Annotated in this window: 12 protein-coding genes; 11 read left to right on the top strand and 1 reads right to left on the bottom strand. The window is 63.5% G+C overall.

Features of this window, described 5'->3' with window-relative positions:
* Positions 1 to 119 precede the first annotated feature (119 nt).
* From uvrA to LAN37_05845, 9 genes are all read left to right on the top strand, one after another.
* Positions 120 to 3,068, top strand: coding sequence for an excinuclease ABC subunit UvrA (uvrA, locus tag LAN37_05885; GenBank protein MBZ5646740.1), 2,949 nt, complete (start codon positions 120 to 122; stop codon positions 3,066 to 3,068).
* Entirely contained in the window at positions 3,055 to 4,383 is a 1,329-nt protein-coding gene (locus LAN37_05880; protein ID MBZ5646739.1) for a tetratricopeptide repeat protein, read from the top strand. Before uvrA ends, LAN37_05880 begins: the two co-directional genes overlap by 14 nt.
* Entirely contained in the window at positions 4,383 to 4,823 is a 441-nt protein-coding gene (locus tag LAN37_05875) for a hypothetical protein (protein MBZ5646738.1), read from the top strand. The genes LAN37_05880 and LAN37_05875 overlap by 1 nt, the downstream gene beginning before the upstream one ends.
* Positions 4,824 to 4,827: 4 nt before the next feature.
* The gene (locus LAN37_05870) at positions 4,828 to 5,385 is read left to right on the top strand and encodes a hypothetical protein (protein MBZ5646737.1); all 558 of its coding nucleotides are present in this window, start codon (positions 4,828 to 4,830) and stop codon (positions 5,383 to 5,385) included.
* Positions 5,386 to 5,433: 48 nt separating this feature from the next.
* Positions 5,434 to 6,120: a M48 family peptidase gene (locus LAN37_05865; GenBank protein ID MBZ5646736.1), complete on the top strand. Its 687-nt coding sequence runs from the start codon at positions 5,434 to 5,436 to the stop codon at positions 6,118 to 6,120.
* Between the two features lie 129 nt (positions 6,121 to 6,249).
* Positions 6,250 to 7,506 carry a Fe-S-containing protein gene (locus tag LAN37_05860; protein ID MBZ5646735.1) on the top strand — a complete coding sequence of 419 codons (1,257 nt, stop codon included), beginning with the start codon at positions 6,250 to 6,252 and terminating at the stop codon, positions 7,504 to 7,506.
* Between the two features lie 2 nt (positions 7,507 to 7,508).
* A complete protein-coding gene (locus LAN37_05855) occupies positions 7,509 to 8,762 on the top strand; it encodes an ABC transporter permease (GenBank protein ID MBZ5646734.1) in 1,254 nt (417 codons plus the stop codon).
* Positions 8,759 to 9,862 (top strand): ABC transporter permease, encoded by a 1,104-nt coding sequence (locus LAN37_05850; protein ID MBZ5646733.1) that lies wholly within the window; start codon positions 8,759 to 8,761, stop codon positions 9,860 to 9,862. The genes LAN37_05855 and LAN37_05850 overlap by 4 nt, the downstream gene beginning before the upstream one ends.
* Positions 9,862 to 11,091 carry an ATP-binding cassette domain-containing protein gene (locus LAN37_05845; protein ID MBZ5646732.1) on the top strand — a complete coding sequence of 410 codons (1,230 nt, stop codon included), beginning with the start codon at positions 9,862 to 9,864 and terminating at the stop codon, positions 11,089 to 11,091. The genes LAN37_05850 and LAN37_05845 overlap by 1 nt, the downstream gene beginning before the upstream one ends.
* Before the next feature lie 99 nt (positions 11,092 to 11,190).
* Here the strand turns inward: LAN37_05845 and LAN37_05840 are convergent, their stop codons facing one another.
* Positions 11,191 to 12,129 carry an energy transducer TonB gene (locus LAN37_05840; protein MBZ5646731.1) on the bottom strand — a complete coding sequence of 313 codons (939 nt, stop codon included), beginning with the start codon at positions 12,127 to 12,129 and terminating at the stop codon, positions 11,191 to 11,193.
* A gap of 373 nt (positions 12,130 to 12,502) precedes the next feature.
* On the opposite strand from LAN37_05840, the gene ileS reads away from it, so the two are divergent.
* Together ileS and lspA are read left to right on the top strand one after the other, a co-directional pair.
* On the top strand, positions 12,503 to 15,277 hold the full coding sequence (gene ileS, locus LAN37_05835) for an isoleucine--tRNA ligase (protein MBZ5646730.1): 2,775 nt from the start codon (positions 12,503 to 12,505) through the stop codon (positions 15,275 to 15,277).
* A 46-nt stretch (positions 15,278 to 15,323) separates the two neighbouring features.
* Positions 15,324 to 15,827: a signal peptidase II gene (gene lspA / locus LAN37_05830; GenBank protein MBZ5646729.1), complete on the top strand. Its 504-nt coding sequence runs from the start codon at positions 15,324 to 15,326 to the stop codon at positions 15,825 to 15,827.
* Positions 15,828 to 15,853: the final 26 nt, after the last annotated feature.

Below are 15,853 nucleotides of genomic sequence, written 5' to 3'. Positions count from 1 at the left end.
CAGGCCGCCGCGGAGAGCCTCCTGCACGCGCTGTATAATAAAAAGATTCCCCAGTGGCGCCGCGACCGCTAGCAGGCCCGATGGGTGGCTTCGGCGGAGGCGTTCTGCGATCGGGACCCATGGCAACAGAAAGTATCGTTGTACGCGGCGCGCGCGTTCACAACCTCAAGAACATCGATTTTGAGATCCCGCACAATACCCTTACGGTCGTGACCGGGGTTTCCGGGTCGGGCAAGTCTTCCCTGGCCTTCGACACCATCTACGCTGAGGGGCAGCGGCGCTACGTCGAATCCCTTTCCGCCTACGCACGCCAGTTCCTGGAACGCATCGAAAAGCCGGACGTGGACTTGATCGACGGCATCGCGCCGTCCATCGCCATCCGCCAGAAGAACACCACCCGGAACCCGCGCTCCACCGTCGCTACCGCCACCGAGATATACGACTACCTTCGTTTGCTCTTCGCGCGCGTGGGAAAGACCTTCTGCCTGCAATGCGGCGGTGAAGTCAAGAAAGACACGGTGGACGAAATCGTCACAAGCGTCCTTGCCCTGCCCGAAGGGACGCGCTTCAACGTGCTTTTCCCGCTTCGCCAGCCCGTACACCCTGTCCAGGCGGAAGAGAAAGAGCGCAACAAGCGGCGCGCCAGCCTTAGAGCGGAGCAGCCGGCAGCCGACGCCGACCTGCTCAAGGCGCGTCTGTTCGAGCTGCGCAAGCGAGGCTTCAACCGGCTCTTCCAGAATGGCCAGGTTTTCGAGTTCTCCACGCCCGAGTCGCTTCTGGACGTGAACTTCAACGAGCCGGTGTTCATCCTGGTGGACCGGCTGGGCGTCGCGCCCGACATCCGCGCGCGCCTGGTAGACGCCCTCGAGACTTCGTACCGGGAGTCCGGCGAAGTCATCTTCGAAAGCCCGGCCACGAACGGGACGCCGCCCGAGCGCCTGCGATTCTCCCAGCGCTTCGAGTGCAAACGCTGCCACATCCGCTACGAAGAGCCGGAGCCGCGCCTGTTCTCCTTCAATAACCCATACGGCGCGTGTCCGCGCTGCCAGGGCTTTGGTAACACCATCGACTTCGACCTCGACCTGGTGATCCCGGACAAATCGAAGTCATTGGCAGAAGGCGCCATCGAACCCTGGACGAAGCCCAAGTACAAGTCGTTGACCGCGGACCTGAAGCGCTATGCCAAGCAGCACAACATTCCGCCCGACGTTCCCTGGTCGGAATTGCACCTCGACGATCAGCAGATGGTGCTGGAGGGCGACGGCAAGTTTCCCGGCATCAAGGGATTCTTCGCCTATCTGGAGCGCAAGAAGTACAAGCTGCACGTGCGCGTGTTCCTGAGCCGCTATCGCGGCTACGCCCTGTGCTCCTCCTGCGGCGGGGCCCGCCTCCGCGCCGAGGCCCGACACGTGCGCATCGAGGACAAGAACATCACCGATGTGACCTCCATGACGGTCGAAGAAGCGGCGCGATTCGTCGCCTCCATCCAGCTTTCACCCGAACAGGAGGCCATCGCGAAGGAGGTCCGCGACGAGATCCGCTCCCGCCTGAAGTACATGAACGACGTCGGTCTCGAGTACCTGACGCTCGACCGGCTGGCCTCCACCCTGTCAGGCGGCGAGGCGCAGCGCATCCAACTCGCGACCTCACTGGGATCGCGCCTGGTGGGCGCACTCTATGTACTGGACGAGCCCTCCATCGGCCTGCACTCTCGCGATACCGCACGCCTCATCCGCATTCTGCACGACCTGCGCGACCTGGGGAACACCATCCTGGTGGTCGAGCACGATCCGGAGATCATGAAGGCATCCGACCGCATCCTCGATCTCGGCCCGGGGGCGGGCGAGAACGGAGGACGCCTGATCGGCGCCGGGACCTTCGACCAGATCCGCCGCATGGCCAATTCCCTCACCGGTCGCTACCTGGCCGAAGAACTGCGCATCCAGCTCCCTCCCGCGCGGCGTAAAGCGGGACCGCAACAGGTCAAGCTCTTCGGCGCCCGCGCGCACAACCTGAAGAGCATTGATGTCAGCTTCCCCCTGGGCATGATCGTCGCCGTGACCGGGGTCTCCGGCTCGGGCAAGTCCACCCTCGTGCATGATGTCCTGTACCACGCGCTGGGCGCCATCAAGGGCCAGGGCATGACCGCACCCGTCGGCTCCTTCGATAAGCTCGAAGGGGGGCAGTTCGTAGAAGAGGTCATCCTGGTGGACCAGTCGCCCATCGGGCGCACGCCGAGATCCAATCCGGTCACCTACATCAAGGCGTTCGACTCCATCCGTGAAGTGTTCGCTTCTCAGCCCGAGGCGCACAAGCGCGGCTATACCGCCGGCCATTTCTCGTTCAACATCCCGGGCGGACGCTGTGAGGCCTGCCAGGGCGACGGCACCGTGGTGGTGGAGATGCAGTTCCTGGCCGACGTCGAGCTCATCTGCGAGGAATGCAAGGGCACGCGTTACAAACCGGCCGTCCTCGAGATCCGGTACAAGGGGAAGAACATCCACGAGGTGCTGAACCTGACGGTCAAGGAAGCCCTCGGATTTTTCCGCGACGTATCCAAGATCACGGACCGCCTGCGAGTGCTCGAGGAGGTCGGGCTCGGTTACCTGCGGCTGGGACAGTCAGCCACTACTCTCTCGGGAGGCGAAGCGCAGCGCATGAAGCTGGCGGCGCACCTCCAGCCGAGACGTGACATCGCCCGCTTCAGGGGCGAGCCGGGCAACGGCCACGGAGACGGCAAGGAAGGCAAAGCGCGGCGCCGCGTACTCTACATCTTCGACGAACCCACTACCGGCCTTCATTTCGACGACGTCAGCAAGCTCCTGGCTGCCTTCCGCAAGCTGATCGACTCCGGCGGCTCCATCATCGTCATCGAGCACAATCTGGAAGTCATCAAGACCGCCGATTGGGTCATCGATCTCGGCCCCGAAGGCGGCGAGCGCGGCGGCCAGGTGGTGACCGCCGGCTCCCCCGAAATGGTCGCCCGGAACGCCAAGTCGTACACTGGAAAGTGGCTCTCGCGCATCTTAAGTAGCAACGGGAACTCACGTTCCAATGGCCGCCAATAGAGCGATCGCGCTACTGTTGTTGCTGGCGCTGTCTCTGCCCGCCGCGGCACAGTCCGCGGGCAAGGACAAGGCCGCGCGCCCGCACCGCGTCCCCGCCCAGGAGACGGACCCTTCCGCTCTGGTGCGCGACGCTGAAGCGGCCATCGACAAGAACGACTACACCACCGCCGAAGCCAAACTCCAGCAGGCCACGGCCGCCGATCCCAAGGACTACCGCGGATGGTACGACCTCGGCTTTGTGTACAGCTCGACCGATCGTAAGCCGCAGGCGATCGAAGCCTACCGGAAATCTGTCGACCTGAAGCCCGACGCCTTCGAGCCGAACGCGAATCTTGGGGTGCTGCTTGCCGCCCGCGGCGACGCCGACGCGGAAAAGTACTTGCGCGCTGCCACCCGGCTCAAGCCTGCCATGTCCAAGCCCGAGCAAGGTCAGGCACGCGCCTGGATCGCGCTGGGATTGTTCCTTGAGAACAGGAATCCGGCCGAAGCCATTCGCGCATTCCAGGCAGCTTCCCTGTTGACGCCAGCCGATTCCCAGCCGCACCTCACCGCTGCCATGCTCCTGGAGAAGCTGGGCAACTACGATGATGCCGAGAGGGAGTTCCAGGCGGCAATCCGGCTGGATCCCAACTCCGATCAAGCGCAGGCGGGACTGGCGAATGTCTACATGCGCTCGAAGCGTCTGCCTGAGGCGGAGACCGCGTTGCGCAAGTACCTGGAACGCAATCCCAATAACGTCAACGCGCATCTCCAGCTGGGACGCATCCTTCGCGAACTAGGCCACGCCCCGGAGGCACGCGCCGAGTTCGAAACCGCGGCGAAACTGGCTCCGTCCGACGGGGCCGTCCTGCGTGAACTGGCAGCCGGCTACTCCCTGGAGGGAAAGTTTCCCGAGGCCGAAACCCGCTACCGCGCCCTTGTCCAGCAGCAGCCCGACGACCCCGACCTGCGCTATGCGCTCGGCTCGGTTCTCCTGCAGCAAAGGAACTTCCCCGAAGCAGAGCAACAGATCCTCGGCGCGGTAAAGCTGAAGCCCGATTTTCCGGAAGCTTACGGCGACCTGGCCGTCGCGGCCGCGGAAAACAAGCACTACGAGCTGGCCATCCGGGCCTTGGACGAGAGAGGGCGTTCCCTTCCTGAGATGCCCGGCACTTACTTCCTGCGTGCCACCTCTTACGACAATCTCCGGGCGTATCCTCAAGCCGCCGATTTTTATCATAAGTTCTTAGTCGTCTCGGCGGGCAAGTACCCCGACCAGGAATGGCAGGCGCGCCATCGGTTGCTCGCGATCGAACCCAAGGGGAAGAAGAACTGATGCGGAAGATGCTGATCATCCTCAGCCTGGCGTTGCTGGTGACCGGGGCGGCCGCCAAGGAACCGGAGACGCTGGAGCAGTTGAAGGCACGCACCGAAGCTACAACTGGAGCACGCAAGGCCCTGCTCTATGCCGAGGTGGTGCAGCGCGAGATTGAGATTGCCAACCAGCTTTTCACCGGTGGTGAGGCCGAGAAAGCACATGCCCTGGTCAGGGAGGCGGTCGGCTACGCTGAAAAAGCCCGCGACTCCGTCCGCGAGCACCCGCGCAGGATCAAGGACACCGAGATCGCCCTGCGCAAGGCCGAGCACCGCCTCAACGACATCCGGCGCACCCTGGCGCTCGAAGACCAGCCCGACGTCCAGGCCGCAGTGGACCAGATCGCCGCCATTCGCAAACAGCTCCTCGACCTGCTGTTCGCACCCAGGCACCAGAGGTGAAGCCGTGAGACCCCAAACTTTGCTCGTGCTGCTCCTGCTCGTCGCCGCGCTCGCGTCCGCCCAGCGACTCCGCCGCGACCCTCTCACCGAAGCCGAAGCCGACCACTTGCGCGAAGTCGCACAGGAGCCGGAAAAGCGCATCAAACTCATCATCAAATTCGCCCAAGCGCGCCTGGAGGCCATCGAGCAACTCCGCGGTGATCCTAAGATGGCCGAGGGCCGCGGCAAGAAGATCCACGATCTGCTCGAGGACTTCACCGTGATCGTGGACGAACTCGACGACAACGTCGACATGTATGCGAAGCGCAAGGACGACATCAGCAAATCGCTGGGCGAGGTCATCATCGCCGATGGCGCTTTTCAGTCGCGGCTGCAGGCTCTCAGAGACGCCGCCCAGTCCGATGCCAGGAACGCGCAGGAGTCGAAGGACTACCAGTACGTGCTGGAGAACGCCTTTGAGGCCGTCAAATCCAGCGAGCAGGACGCCCAGGACCTGCTCCGCGAAATTGCCAAGGCAAAACAGGAAGCCAAGAATAAGGGCAAAGAGAAGAGCAAGGACTAGCCGGCGGGCGTTCCTGTTCCGGCCCTGGTGTCTGGTAATCTATCCGCAGTGACCCCCGACCTCTCCCGCCTCTTTCAGGAGGCGCATCGCGAGCTGTGTCCGCGCACGCGGATGCCCGAGTTCCAGGTCGAGTTCTACGCCTTCGCCAACATCAATAACACCATCCGCCTGCGCCAGGACCGGCTCCTGGTGCGCCTCTCCGACCTTCTTCAAGGCGCTCCGGAGGCGGTGCTGAAGGCCATCGTCCACATCCTGCTGGCCAAGATCTACCGCAAGCAGATCGAGCCCGCGTGCGCCCAGCGTTACCGGCGCTACATTTCCAGCCGCGACCTCGCCGCCAAATCCCACGTCGTGCGCCAGGTCCGCGGGCGGAAGCAGCGGAACGGCGCCCGCGGCCAGGTGTACGACCTGCACGAGATCTTCGACGACCTGAACCGCCGCTTCTTCCACGGCCTGCTGGGGCGGCCCGAGATGACCTGGAGCCGTGATCACGCGCGCAAGAACCTGGGGCACTACGACCCCGCCCACAACACCATCGTGGTCAGCCGCGCCTTTGACCGCCACGAGGTCCCCCGCTGCGCCATCGAGTATCTCGTCTACCACGAGATGCTGCACCTGAAGCATCCGGTGAAGCTGCGCGGCAGCCGCCGCTGCTTCCACTCCCGGGAATTCCAGGCAGAGGAGAAGCTGTTCCCCCGCCTCGACGAGGCAAAACGCTTTCTCCAGCGGATGTAAGCTGCGGGGGAGGCCTCCGCGGCGTGACGGCCGTCACAACGGGGCGTGATATGGGTGATTGACCGCCGCCCGCCGCGGCGCGTATCCTATGAAGTTGAAATTGAAAATCATTTTCATAATCGTGGCACCATGCTCCAGGCACTGATCGTCACCCTTCGCGAAGGCGTCGAGGCCGCCCTCATCGTCGGCATCACCCTCGCCTACCTGGCCAAGATCGGGCGGCAGGACCTGCGCAAGAGCGTCTACGCCGCCCTGGCCGCAGGCTTTCTGGGCAGCATCGGCGTTGCCGTCCTGCTCTCCCGCACCGGCTTCAACCAGGACGTCTTCGAAGGCTGGGTCATGCTGGCGGCCGCTTTCTTCGTGGTCACCATGATCATCTTCATGGCGCGGACCTCCAAGGCGCTCAAGGGAAACATCGAGAGCAAGGTCGGGTCGTTGGCTACGCGGAGCTCCCGTATCGGACTGTTCGCCTTCGTCTTTATCATGGTGCTGCGCGAGGGAGTCGAGACCGTGCTGATCCTCTCCGCTGTCTCGCTCAACTCCACCGAGCTGATGAACTTCCTCGGGACCCTCGTGGGCGTCACCCTGGCGGTGGTTTTTGGCGTGATGTTCGTCAAGGGCAGCGTGCGCATCAACCTGGGCAAGTTCTTCAAGGTCACCACAGTGATCCTGGTATTTGTTGCGATCCAGTTGACCATCGCCGGCCTGCATGAGCTCTCGGAAAACGGCGTTCTTCCCTCCAGCAAGAAGGAGATGGCGCTCATCGGCCCCATCGTGCGCAACGACCTGTTCTTCTTCATTACGATCCTGGCCCTGGCCGCAATGATGGCGCTGTTCGAGTATCGGCGGCGCGTTCCCGTGGTCGCCCCCGACGCCTCCAGAGCGGAGCGCCGCAAGGCCAACTGGACGGCCCGGCGGGAGCGCCTGTGGATGGCCTCGATCTATGCCAGCTCGTTCCTCTTCATCCTCCTGGTGACGGCGGAGTTCATCTACGCCAAGAGCACCTCCGCGTTGTCGCCCGCGACCGAAGTGCAGTTCGTCAACGGCCAGGTCACGCTCCCGATCAACACGCTGGGTAAGGACGATTTCCAGCGCTTCCAGACCAACGTGAACGGTACCGAGGTACGGTTCTTCCTTTATCGCAAACCGGACAACAACGTCGTCGCTCTCTTCGACGCCTGCGAGATCTGCGGCCCGGTGGGCTTCTTCAAAGGACCGAACGGCGGGGTGATCTGCAAGAATTGCGCCGCGCCCATCAATCCGCAGACCGTGGGACAGGCAGGCGGCTGCAATCCCATCCCGCTGAAGGCCACGGTCGCAGGCGACAACCTGGTCATCGCCCAGGCTGATCTAGCGGAGGGCGCAGCGCACTTCAAGGCGCAGTAGCCATGTTCCTCCGCCTCGTCTATCAATCGTTCCTGCGGCAAAAGCGGCGCAAGCTGCTGGCCGGTGTGGCCATCACTCTGGGCGTGGCCGTGGCCACGGCCATGATCGCCGTCGCCACCGACATCGGCGACAAGATGAATCGCGAGCTGCGCAGCTACGGCGCCAACATCGTCGTCTATCCGCAAGAGGACACGCTCGATGTCGAGATCGGCGGAGTGAACCTGAAGCCCGCCAGCGATGGCGCCTTCTTAGACGAGAAAGACCTGCCGGCGATCAAGGGCACCTTCTGGCGTCACAACATCGCCGGTTTCTCGCCCTTCCTGCCGGCGCGCGCGAAAGTGGGCATGACCGACGTCGAGTTGGTCGGCACGTACTTCAACAAGGAGCTCAAGTACGGCGACGACACATTCCGCACCGGCGTGATCATCACCCATCCCTGGTGGAAGGTGAAGGGAGCCTGGCCGGCCGACGATTCCACGCAGGTCCTGGCCGGCGAATCGCTCGCCGCCAAGCTCGGCATCAAGACCGGTGACCAGATCGAGATTGCAGGACGAAAGCTACAGATCTCCGGCCTGCTCAGCACCGGAGGTCCGGAGGACCAGCAGATCGTCGGCCCCCTCTCGCTTGCGCAGCAAGTCGTCGGCCGCCCCGGCGCGGTACGCCGCATCCTGGTCAGCGCCATGACCAAGCCGGAAGACGCCTTCGGCCGCCGGGATCCCAACAGCATGAGCCCGGTGGACCGAGACCGCTGGTATTGCTCGCCGTACGCGAACGCCATCGCCTTCCAGATCATGGAAGTGATCCCGCACGCCCGGGCGGAGCAGATCCGCCAGGTAGCGCAGAACGAGGGCGTAGTCCTCTCGCGCATCAAGGGCCTGATGCTGCTGGTCACGTTGGCCGCGCTGATCGCCTCGGCGCTGGCGGTGTCGGCGGCCATGGCTACTGCTATCTTCGAGCGCAAACGTGAAGTGGGCCTGATGAAGGCCATTGGCGCCGGCAATTTCGCTGTGGGCGCGCTGTTCTTCACCGAGGCCGCATTGCTGGCCTTGCTCGGGGGCGTGGTCGGATTCGCCGCAGGTGTGGGCATGGCGCAACAGATCGGCCGCTGGATCTTCTCGTCGCGAGTCGCCGTTCAACCGGTTCTCTTCCCCGTGGTGCTGGCTGTGGCCGTGTTGGTGACCTTTGCTGGAAGCGCGGCGTCCATCCGGAAGGCCATGCGGTTCGACCCGGCGATCGTCCTGCGAGGTGACGCATGACCAAGAGGCAGATGTTCCTGCGCTTGCTCACCCAGCCCACACTGGTGCGCCGCGGTCGCACCCTGACGGCGTTGCTTGCAGTAGTGGTTGCGGCTTCGGTCGCCACGGCCACCTTGAACCTGTATACCGACGTACAGGCGAAGCTGCACAAGGAGTTCCGCAGCTACGGCGCCAACGTCGTCGTGACCGCGAGGGACGGCCAGTCGCTTCCCTCCGACGCTCTCTCCCGCATCGATTCCCTGCTCGCCGGGCACGGCATGGCGGTTCCCTACTCGTATGTCGTCGCCAAAACCTCGGATGGCACACCGATCGTCGCAGCCGGGGTTGACTTCGAGCGAGTCCGCAGGCTGAACAACTGGTGGTCCGTGACCGCGTGGCCTAGTGGAAGCGGCCAGGGGCTGGTTGGAGTACGCGCTCTCGCGGCCCTCTCATCGAGGGACAAGAACTTCAAGCTTATCTTTAATAATCACCCTGTAAACTTCGCTGCAACGGGGATATTGAAGACTGGCTCTGGCGAAGATAGCCGCGTATATCTTGCGCTCGACGAGTTCGTCGCCTGGTCCGGCGTGCCCACCTCCACCATCGAGATCGCGGTGACCGGCTCCACCGTGGAAATCTCGCAGATGATTGCCAAGATCGCGGAGGCTGTCCCCGGGGCGAAGGTCGAGCCAGTGCGCCAGATCGTCGAGGCCGAAGGACGCGTCCTGAACAAGACCCGCTTGGCACTGCTGGCCTCGACCTTGCTCATCGTTCTGACAGCAGCGCTTTGCATGCTGGCTACGCTCACCGCCTCTGTGCTCGATCGCCGCAAGGACTTTGCCGTCATGAAGGCGCTGGGCGCATCGGAGCGGACGGTCAACGCCGTCTTCGCCGCGGAAGCCGCCACCCTGGGCGCGCTCGGCGCCGTGCTGGGCTTCCTCGCCGGGCTGGGGATCGCCTTCCTGATCGGCAGATTGAACTTCAATGCTGCGGTTTCGCCACGGTTCGCCATCTTCCCTGCTGTGTTGCTGGGAAGCGTGCTGGTATCTCTGGGATCCGCGCTCGTTCCCCTGGCCCTGCTGAAGCGGGTACAGCCGGCCACGATTTTGAGAGGAGAGTAGTGTCCATCGAGCTCAAACACGTCAGCAAGGTTTATCCGGCACGGGCGGAAGGCAATGGTGGAGTGATCCGCGCGCTCGACGACGTAGGGCTGTCGGTGACGCCCGGCGAGTGGCTCGCTATCATGGGCCCCTCCGGCTCCGGGAAATCGACGCTGGTGAACCTGATCGGGTGCCTCGACCAGCCAAGCTCGGGCGAGATCTGGCTCGAAGGCGAGAACGTTGGCGCCCTGTCGGCCGCCGAACTGACCCGCTTCCGCGCCGAAAAGATCGGCTTTGTCTTCCAGCAGTTCCACCTGATCCCCTATCTCACCGCGCTAGAGAACGTCATGCTGGCGCAGTACTTCCACAGCATGACCGATGAGAAAGAAGCGCTCGAGGCGCTGGAACGCGTAGGCCTGGCCGACCGCGCGCATCATCTGCCGGCACACCTCTCCGGCGGCGAGCAGCAGCGCGTCTGCATCGCCCGCGCGCTGATCAACGACCCCAAGATCGTCCTGGCCGATGAGCCCACCGGCAACCTGGACGCACAGAACGAGGAGATCGTGCTGCGCCTGCTGCGTGAGCTCCACGCCCAAGGGTGCACCATCATCATGGTGACCCACGACCCGGTCATGGCGCGGCTGGCCGAGCGCCGCATCGACCTGCACCACGGCCGCATCGCCGCGCACGAGATCTTCTCTATGTCCGACGAAGAGCAGTTTGACGAGGTGCTGGAGGAAATGTGGGTGCTCCACGAGCATGGCGAGCTTGCGGAGGTCGGCCGCATGTCGGTGGACGGCGTGCTGCCGGTCTCCCTTGCGGTCGAGAAGATGGCGGAGCTGGGCCTGATCAGCGTGCGGCCGCATCCCCCGGAGCCGCACGACCACAAACACGTGGTAAATCCCTGCCACGATCAGATCCATCCCGGCGAGGTTGGCACGGCTGACGGCAGCCTGCTCGTCGAGTTCACCGACCGGGGCCGCGCCAAGGCCGCCGACATCATCCGCCGCCACCGCCTGGCCGAGCGGCTCTTCACCCAGACGCTGGAGATGGAGAACGAAGCCGAGATCGAGCAGCAGGCCTGCAAGTTCGAGCACATCCTCTCGCCCGAGGCCACCGAAAAGATCTGCACCTTCCTCGGCCACCCGGAGAAGTGCCCGCACGGCGCGCCCATCCCGGCTGGAACGTGCTGCACAAAGGTCCGCGCTGCGAAAGCGGTCGCAGCCAACACCCCGGTGTACGGCGACTGAGCTAAGATCCGGAAGGCTCCTCACACCGCAGCACGACAGTTCTTCGCGCAATAAGAAGGGGAAGGCGGCTTCGCCTTCCCCTTCGGAGTGTTGATCCACCTAGTACAGCCGGAAATTCACTTCCACGTTGATCTGCACCGCGACCGGACGGCCGTCCTTCATCGCGGGCTCAAACTTCCATTGTTTGACGGCTTCGACCGCCTTCTGATCCAGCCCCATGCCCAGACTGCGCGACACGCGGATGTCGTGTGGCCTGCCGTCCGGCCCCACGACGAGCCACAGCAAAACCACGCCCTGGTACTTGGCCTTGCGGGCTTCTTCGGAGTATTCCGGATCAGGCGTGGCGATCGCCCGCGGCGCCGATACGCCTCCGCCCACGCGGAAGACGCCGCCGCCGATCCCACCCCCGGAGCCGGGGCCTACGCCAGGTCCGCTGCCAGATCCAACCCCTCCGCCGGAGCCGGATCCGATCCCGCCACCAGAGCCCACGCCGTTCGACGGCGGGCCCACCACCTTCGACAACGGGTCGCCCAGGTTGGGCAGCCCATTCGCCGGGAGCTTCACCTGCGGCGGGATCACGACCGTGGGCTCCACCGCCAGCTTCGGGTTCTCATTGCGGATCACTACCGCCGGGGGCGTGATCTGCTCCATCGAAAGCTTGGGCAGCTTACCCTTGGGGGCCTGTAACTTGTCGCGGTCACCGCCGCCACCGCCACCGCCGATGGTGTCATTCTTCTTCGCAGAGATGGGAACGTAGTCCGATAGGTCAGGTGCTACCAACTGCACCGACTCCTGCGTCCTGACCTGCTGCACTACCTTGGCGCCTGCGAGGGACATCGCGATCAGCAACACCACCATGCCTGCGTGGATGACTAGCGAAGTGGCTGTCGCCTGCTTGCGATTGTCGTACGCGCCCCAGATGTCGCGCACCTTTACCGGCTTCGAGGTTAGTTGCAGCGGTGGCAGCTTCTCCGGAAAGAAGACATCGTGCAGGTTGCTCTTGAGCGAACTCCACCAGGACTGTTCGACGTTCTCCATGAGCCGCGCCAAGTGCAGGCTCGCATCGGACGCGTGGCCCGAAGAGTTGATTTCCTTGGGAAGGATGGACATCGAATTCGCCATAAGTTGTTTGGACCCGCTTGCCCCCGTTCCGGCTATCGATCAGCCGAGTTGCTGGTCAACGCATTAGATGCGTCCCAGCCCAGGAACGAAGAGAAAAAAACACCCCCGATGCCACTATGCCAAACCCTAGGAATCCTGGAAAGTTGCTGTGGGACATGTACATCCGGACGCCCTCGGCTTCTCCGCGCACGAGGGACTTAGGTGCCTCTATAATTGAGTTCTAGTCCTGCAACTGGAGGCACCGCTGGACCTGAAGGCTACGATCAACCTTCCTAAGACCGCCTTTCCCATGAAGGCCAACCTGCCGCAGAACGAGCCCAAGATGCTCGAGCGCTGGGACCAGATGCGCCTCTACGACCGCATCCGGCAGGCCCGGAAGGGTGCGCCCATCTACGTGATGCACGACGGCCCGCCTTACGCCAACGACGTCATACACCTGGGCACGGCGCTCAATAAGACGGTCAAAGACCTGGTGGTGAAAACCAAGACCATGGCCGGCTTCGACGCCCCATACGTCCCCGGCTGGGACTGCCACGGCCTGCCCATCGAAATTAAGGTGGACAAGCAGCTCGGCGGCAAGAAGCGGGACATGCCGGCCATCGAGGTGCGCCGGGCCTGCCGCGCCCATGCCGAGAAGTACGTGGACATACAGCGGCAGCAATTCAAGCGCATCGGGACCTTCGGACGCTGGGACGACCCCTACCTGACCATGTCGCCGCAGTACGAGTCCTGGGTGCTGCGCACGCTCTACGATATCTTCGAGAAGGGCCTGGTCTACAAAGGCCTTCGCCCCGTGTACTGGTGCATCCACGACCGCACCGCGCTGGCCGAAGCCGAGGTCGAATACGAACCGCACACTAGCCCCAGCATCTGGGTGAAATACGCGCTCACCAGCGACCCGGCGAAGATCGATCCCGCACTAGCCGGCAAGAAGGTCAACACCATCATCTGGACGACCACCCCCTGGACCCTGCCGGCTTCCATGGCGGTGGCGTTTCATCCCGATCTTGACTACGTCGCGCTGGAGTCCGGAGGAGAGGTGTACCTCGTTGCCGAGCCTCTGGCGGAAGCCACCGTCCAGGCCTGCAAACTGGCCAACACTCACTCCGTGGCGAAGTTCTCCGGCCGCAACCTGGAGTACGCCGCCTTCGCCCACCCATTCCTCGACCGCAAGATCCTCGGCGTACTGGCGACTTACGTCACGACGGACCAAGGCACGGGCGCGGTGCATACGGCTCCCTCGCACGGCGCCGACGATTTCTATACCGGCGTGAAGTACAAGCTCGACCAGACCTGCAACGTGGATGCGGCTGGGCGGCTGCACAACGGCTTGCCTGAGTACGAAGGCCTTACGGTATTCAAGGCCAATGAGCCGATCATCGAGCTCCTGAAGTCGCGCGGCGTGCTCATGGGCCGCGACAACATCGAACATTCGTACCCACACTGCTGGCGCTGCCACAACCCGGTCATCTTCCGCGCCACCGAGCAGTGGTTCATCTCCATGGACGCACCCATGGACGGAAGCAGCCTGCGCCAGCGATCGCTGGAAGAGATCAAGAAAGTAAAATGGGACCCGGCGTGGGGCGAAGAGCGCATCACCAACATGGTGGCCGAGCGGCCCGACTGGTGCATTTCGCGCCAGCGCGTCTGGGGCGTGCCCATCGCCTTTTTCTTCTGCGCGGCCTGCGACGAATTGCTCAAGTCAAAGGACGTGAACGGAGCGGTAGTCGACCTGGTTGCGCGCGAAGGCGTGGATGCCTGGTACACCAGGGAAGCTGCCACCATCCTTCCTTCCGGCACCAAGTGCCCCAAGTGTAGCGGCACAAAGTTCCGCAAGGAGATGGACATCATCGACGTGTGGTTCGAATCCGGATGCAGCCACGCGGCTGTGCTGGGGCACGAGTCCGGGCTGCCCTGGCCCGCCGATCTCTACGCCGAGGGTGGTGACCAATATCGCGGCTGGTTCCACTCCTCCCTTCTGTGCGCCGTCGGTTCCAAGAGCGCAGCGCCCTATCGCACTGTGTCGACCATCGGCTGGACCCTCGATCCGCAGGGGCGCGCCATGTCGAAGTCCCTCGGCAACACCGTCGATCCAGTGCAAGTGGCGGACAAGCTGGGCGGGGAGATTCTGCGCCTCTGGGTTTCCTCAGTCGACTTCCGGGAAGACGTGCGCAATTCCGATGAGATGATGCAGCGGCTGGCGGAACTCTATCGCAAGATCCGCAACACCTTCCGCTTCATCCTCGGGAACCTCGACGGCTTCGACCCGGCGCGGCATGTCGTTTCATTCGATCGCATGCCGCCCATCGACCGGCACATGCTTCTGCGCACCGCCGATTTCAGCCGCGACGTGCAGAAGTGGTACGAAACATTCGAATTCCACAAGGTCTACCAGGCGGTGCTGAACTTTTGCATTACCGACCTCAGCGCCGTGTACTTCGACGTGCTCAAGGACCGACTCTACACCTTCGCGCCCGACAACGAGGCGCGCCGCTCCGCCCAGACCGCCATCTGGCGCATCGGCGAAGCGCTGGTCCGCCTGCTGGCGCCCATCATGAGCTTCACCTGCGAAGAAGTCTGGCAATACCTTCCCAAGGTCGAGGGCCGCGCCGACAGCGTCCACCTGGCGCTCTTTCCCCAGGCGGAAGAGGTCACCGGGAAGATTGTCTCCACAACCGGCCTCGACCAGCTGCGTACCGACTGGGCTTCGCTGCTCGCCGTGCGCGACGAGGTCCTGAAGGCTCTCGAGTCCGCCCGCAACAACAAGCTGATCGGAAGCGGGTTAGAAGCCAGGGTAAGTGTCGTCGCAGCGGAAGCCATCTACTCGGTGCTGCAAAAGTACGCGCCCGAGCTGCGATACTTGTTCATCGTCTCTGCCGTCGAGGTGGAGCGTGCTGCCGGCGGCAATGGCGGTGCGGGCATCAAGGTAGAGGTGAGCAAGGCGCCGGGCCAGAAATGCGAGCGTTGCTGGAACTACTCGAGCCGTGTGGGCCAGAATGCGGCCTATCCCACCGTCTGCGAGCGCTGCACGGCTGCCCTGGAAGAGATCGCTGCTGCAGGATGATGTGGTTCAATTGGGTCATAAGGTGCCGACAAACTCGCCCCATGCCATGCGAAAGGCCCATCTGCTGATCGCCGTTGCGGTCCTGCTGCTGGACCGCCTCAGCAAGTGGGTCGTCTCCGGAAGGATCGCGCTGCACGAGAACATCAACATCATACCCGGATTTTTCCGTCTGACCCACGTGCAGAACCGCGGCGCGGCCTTTGGCCTTTTTTCCGAATCGCCTTCGGAGTACAAGGTCGCCGTGCTGGTGCTCTTCTCGCTGATGGCATTGGTCGTGGTCTCCGCCCTGCTGTGGAAGAACAGCCACACCCTCACCACCACCGGCGTGGGGCTGGCGCTGATCCTGGGCGGCGCCCTGGGCAACCTTTGGGACCGGATCGTCACCGGCCACGTCGTGGATTTCCTGCTCTTCTATGTCGGCAGCTACCAGTGGCCCGCCTTCAACGTGGCCGACACTGCGATCGTCGTGGGCGCTTTCCTTCTGGTCGGAGAGATCCTCTTCGCCAAGCCCCCGGCGCAGCACGCCGCCAGTCAGCGGCGACCCAGCTGACCGAGCCGGACACCCTGGCGCTTGGA

This window comes from Terriglobia bacterium, from assembly GCA_020073495.1.
Lineage (GTDB): Bacteria > Acidobacteriota > Terriglobia > Terriglobales > Acidobacteriaceae > JAIQFD01.
Note: the sequence above shows the minus strand (reverse complement) of the source record. Positions and strands in the feature narration are given on the sequence as shown.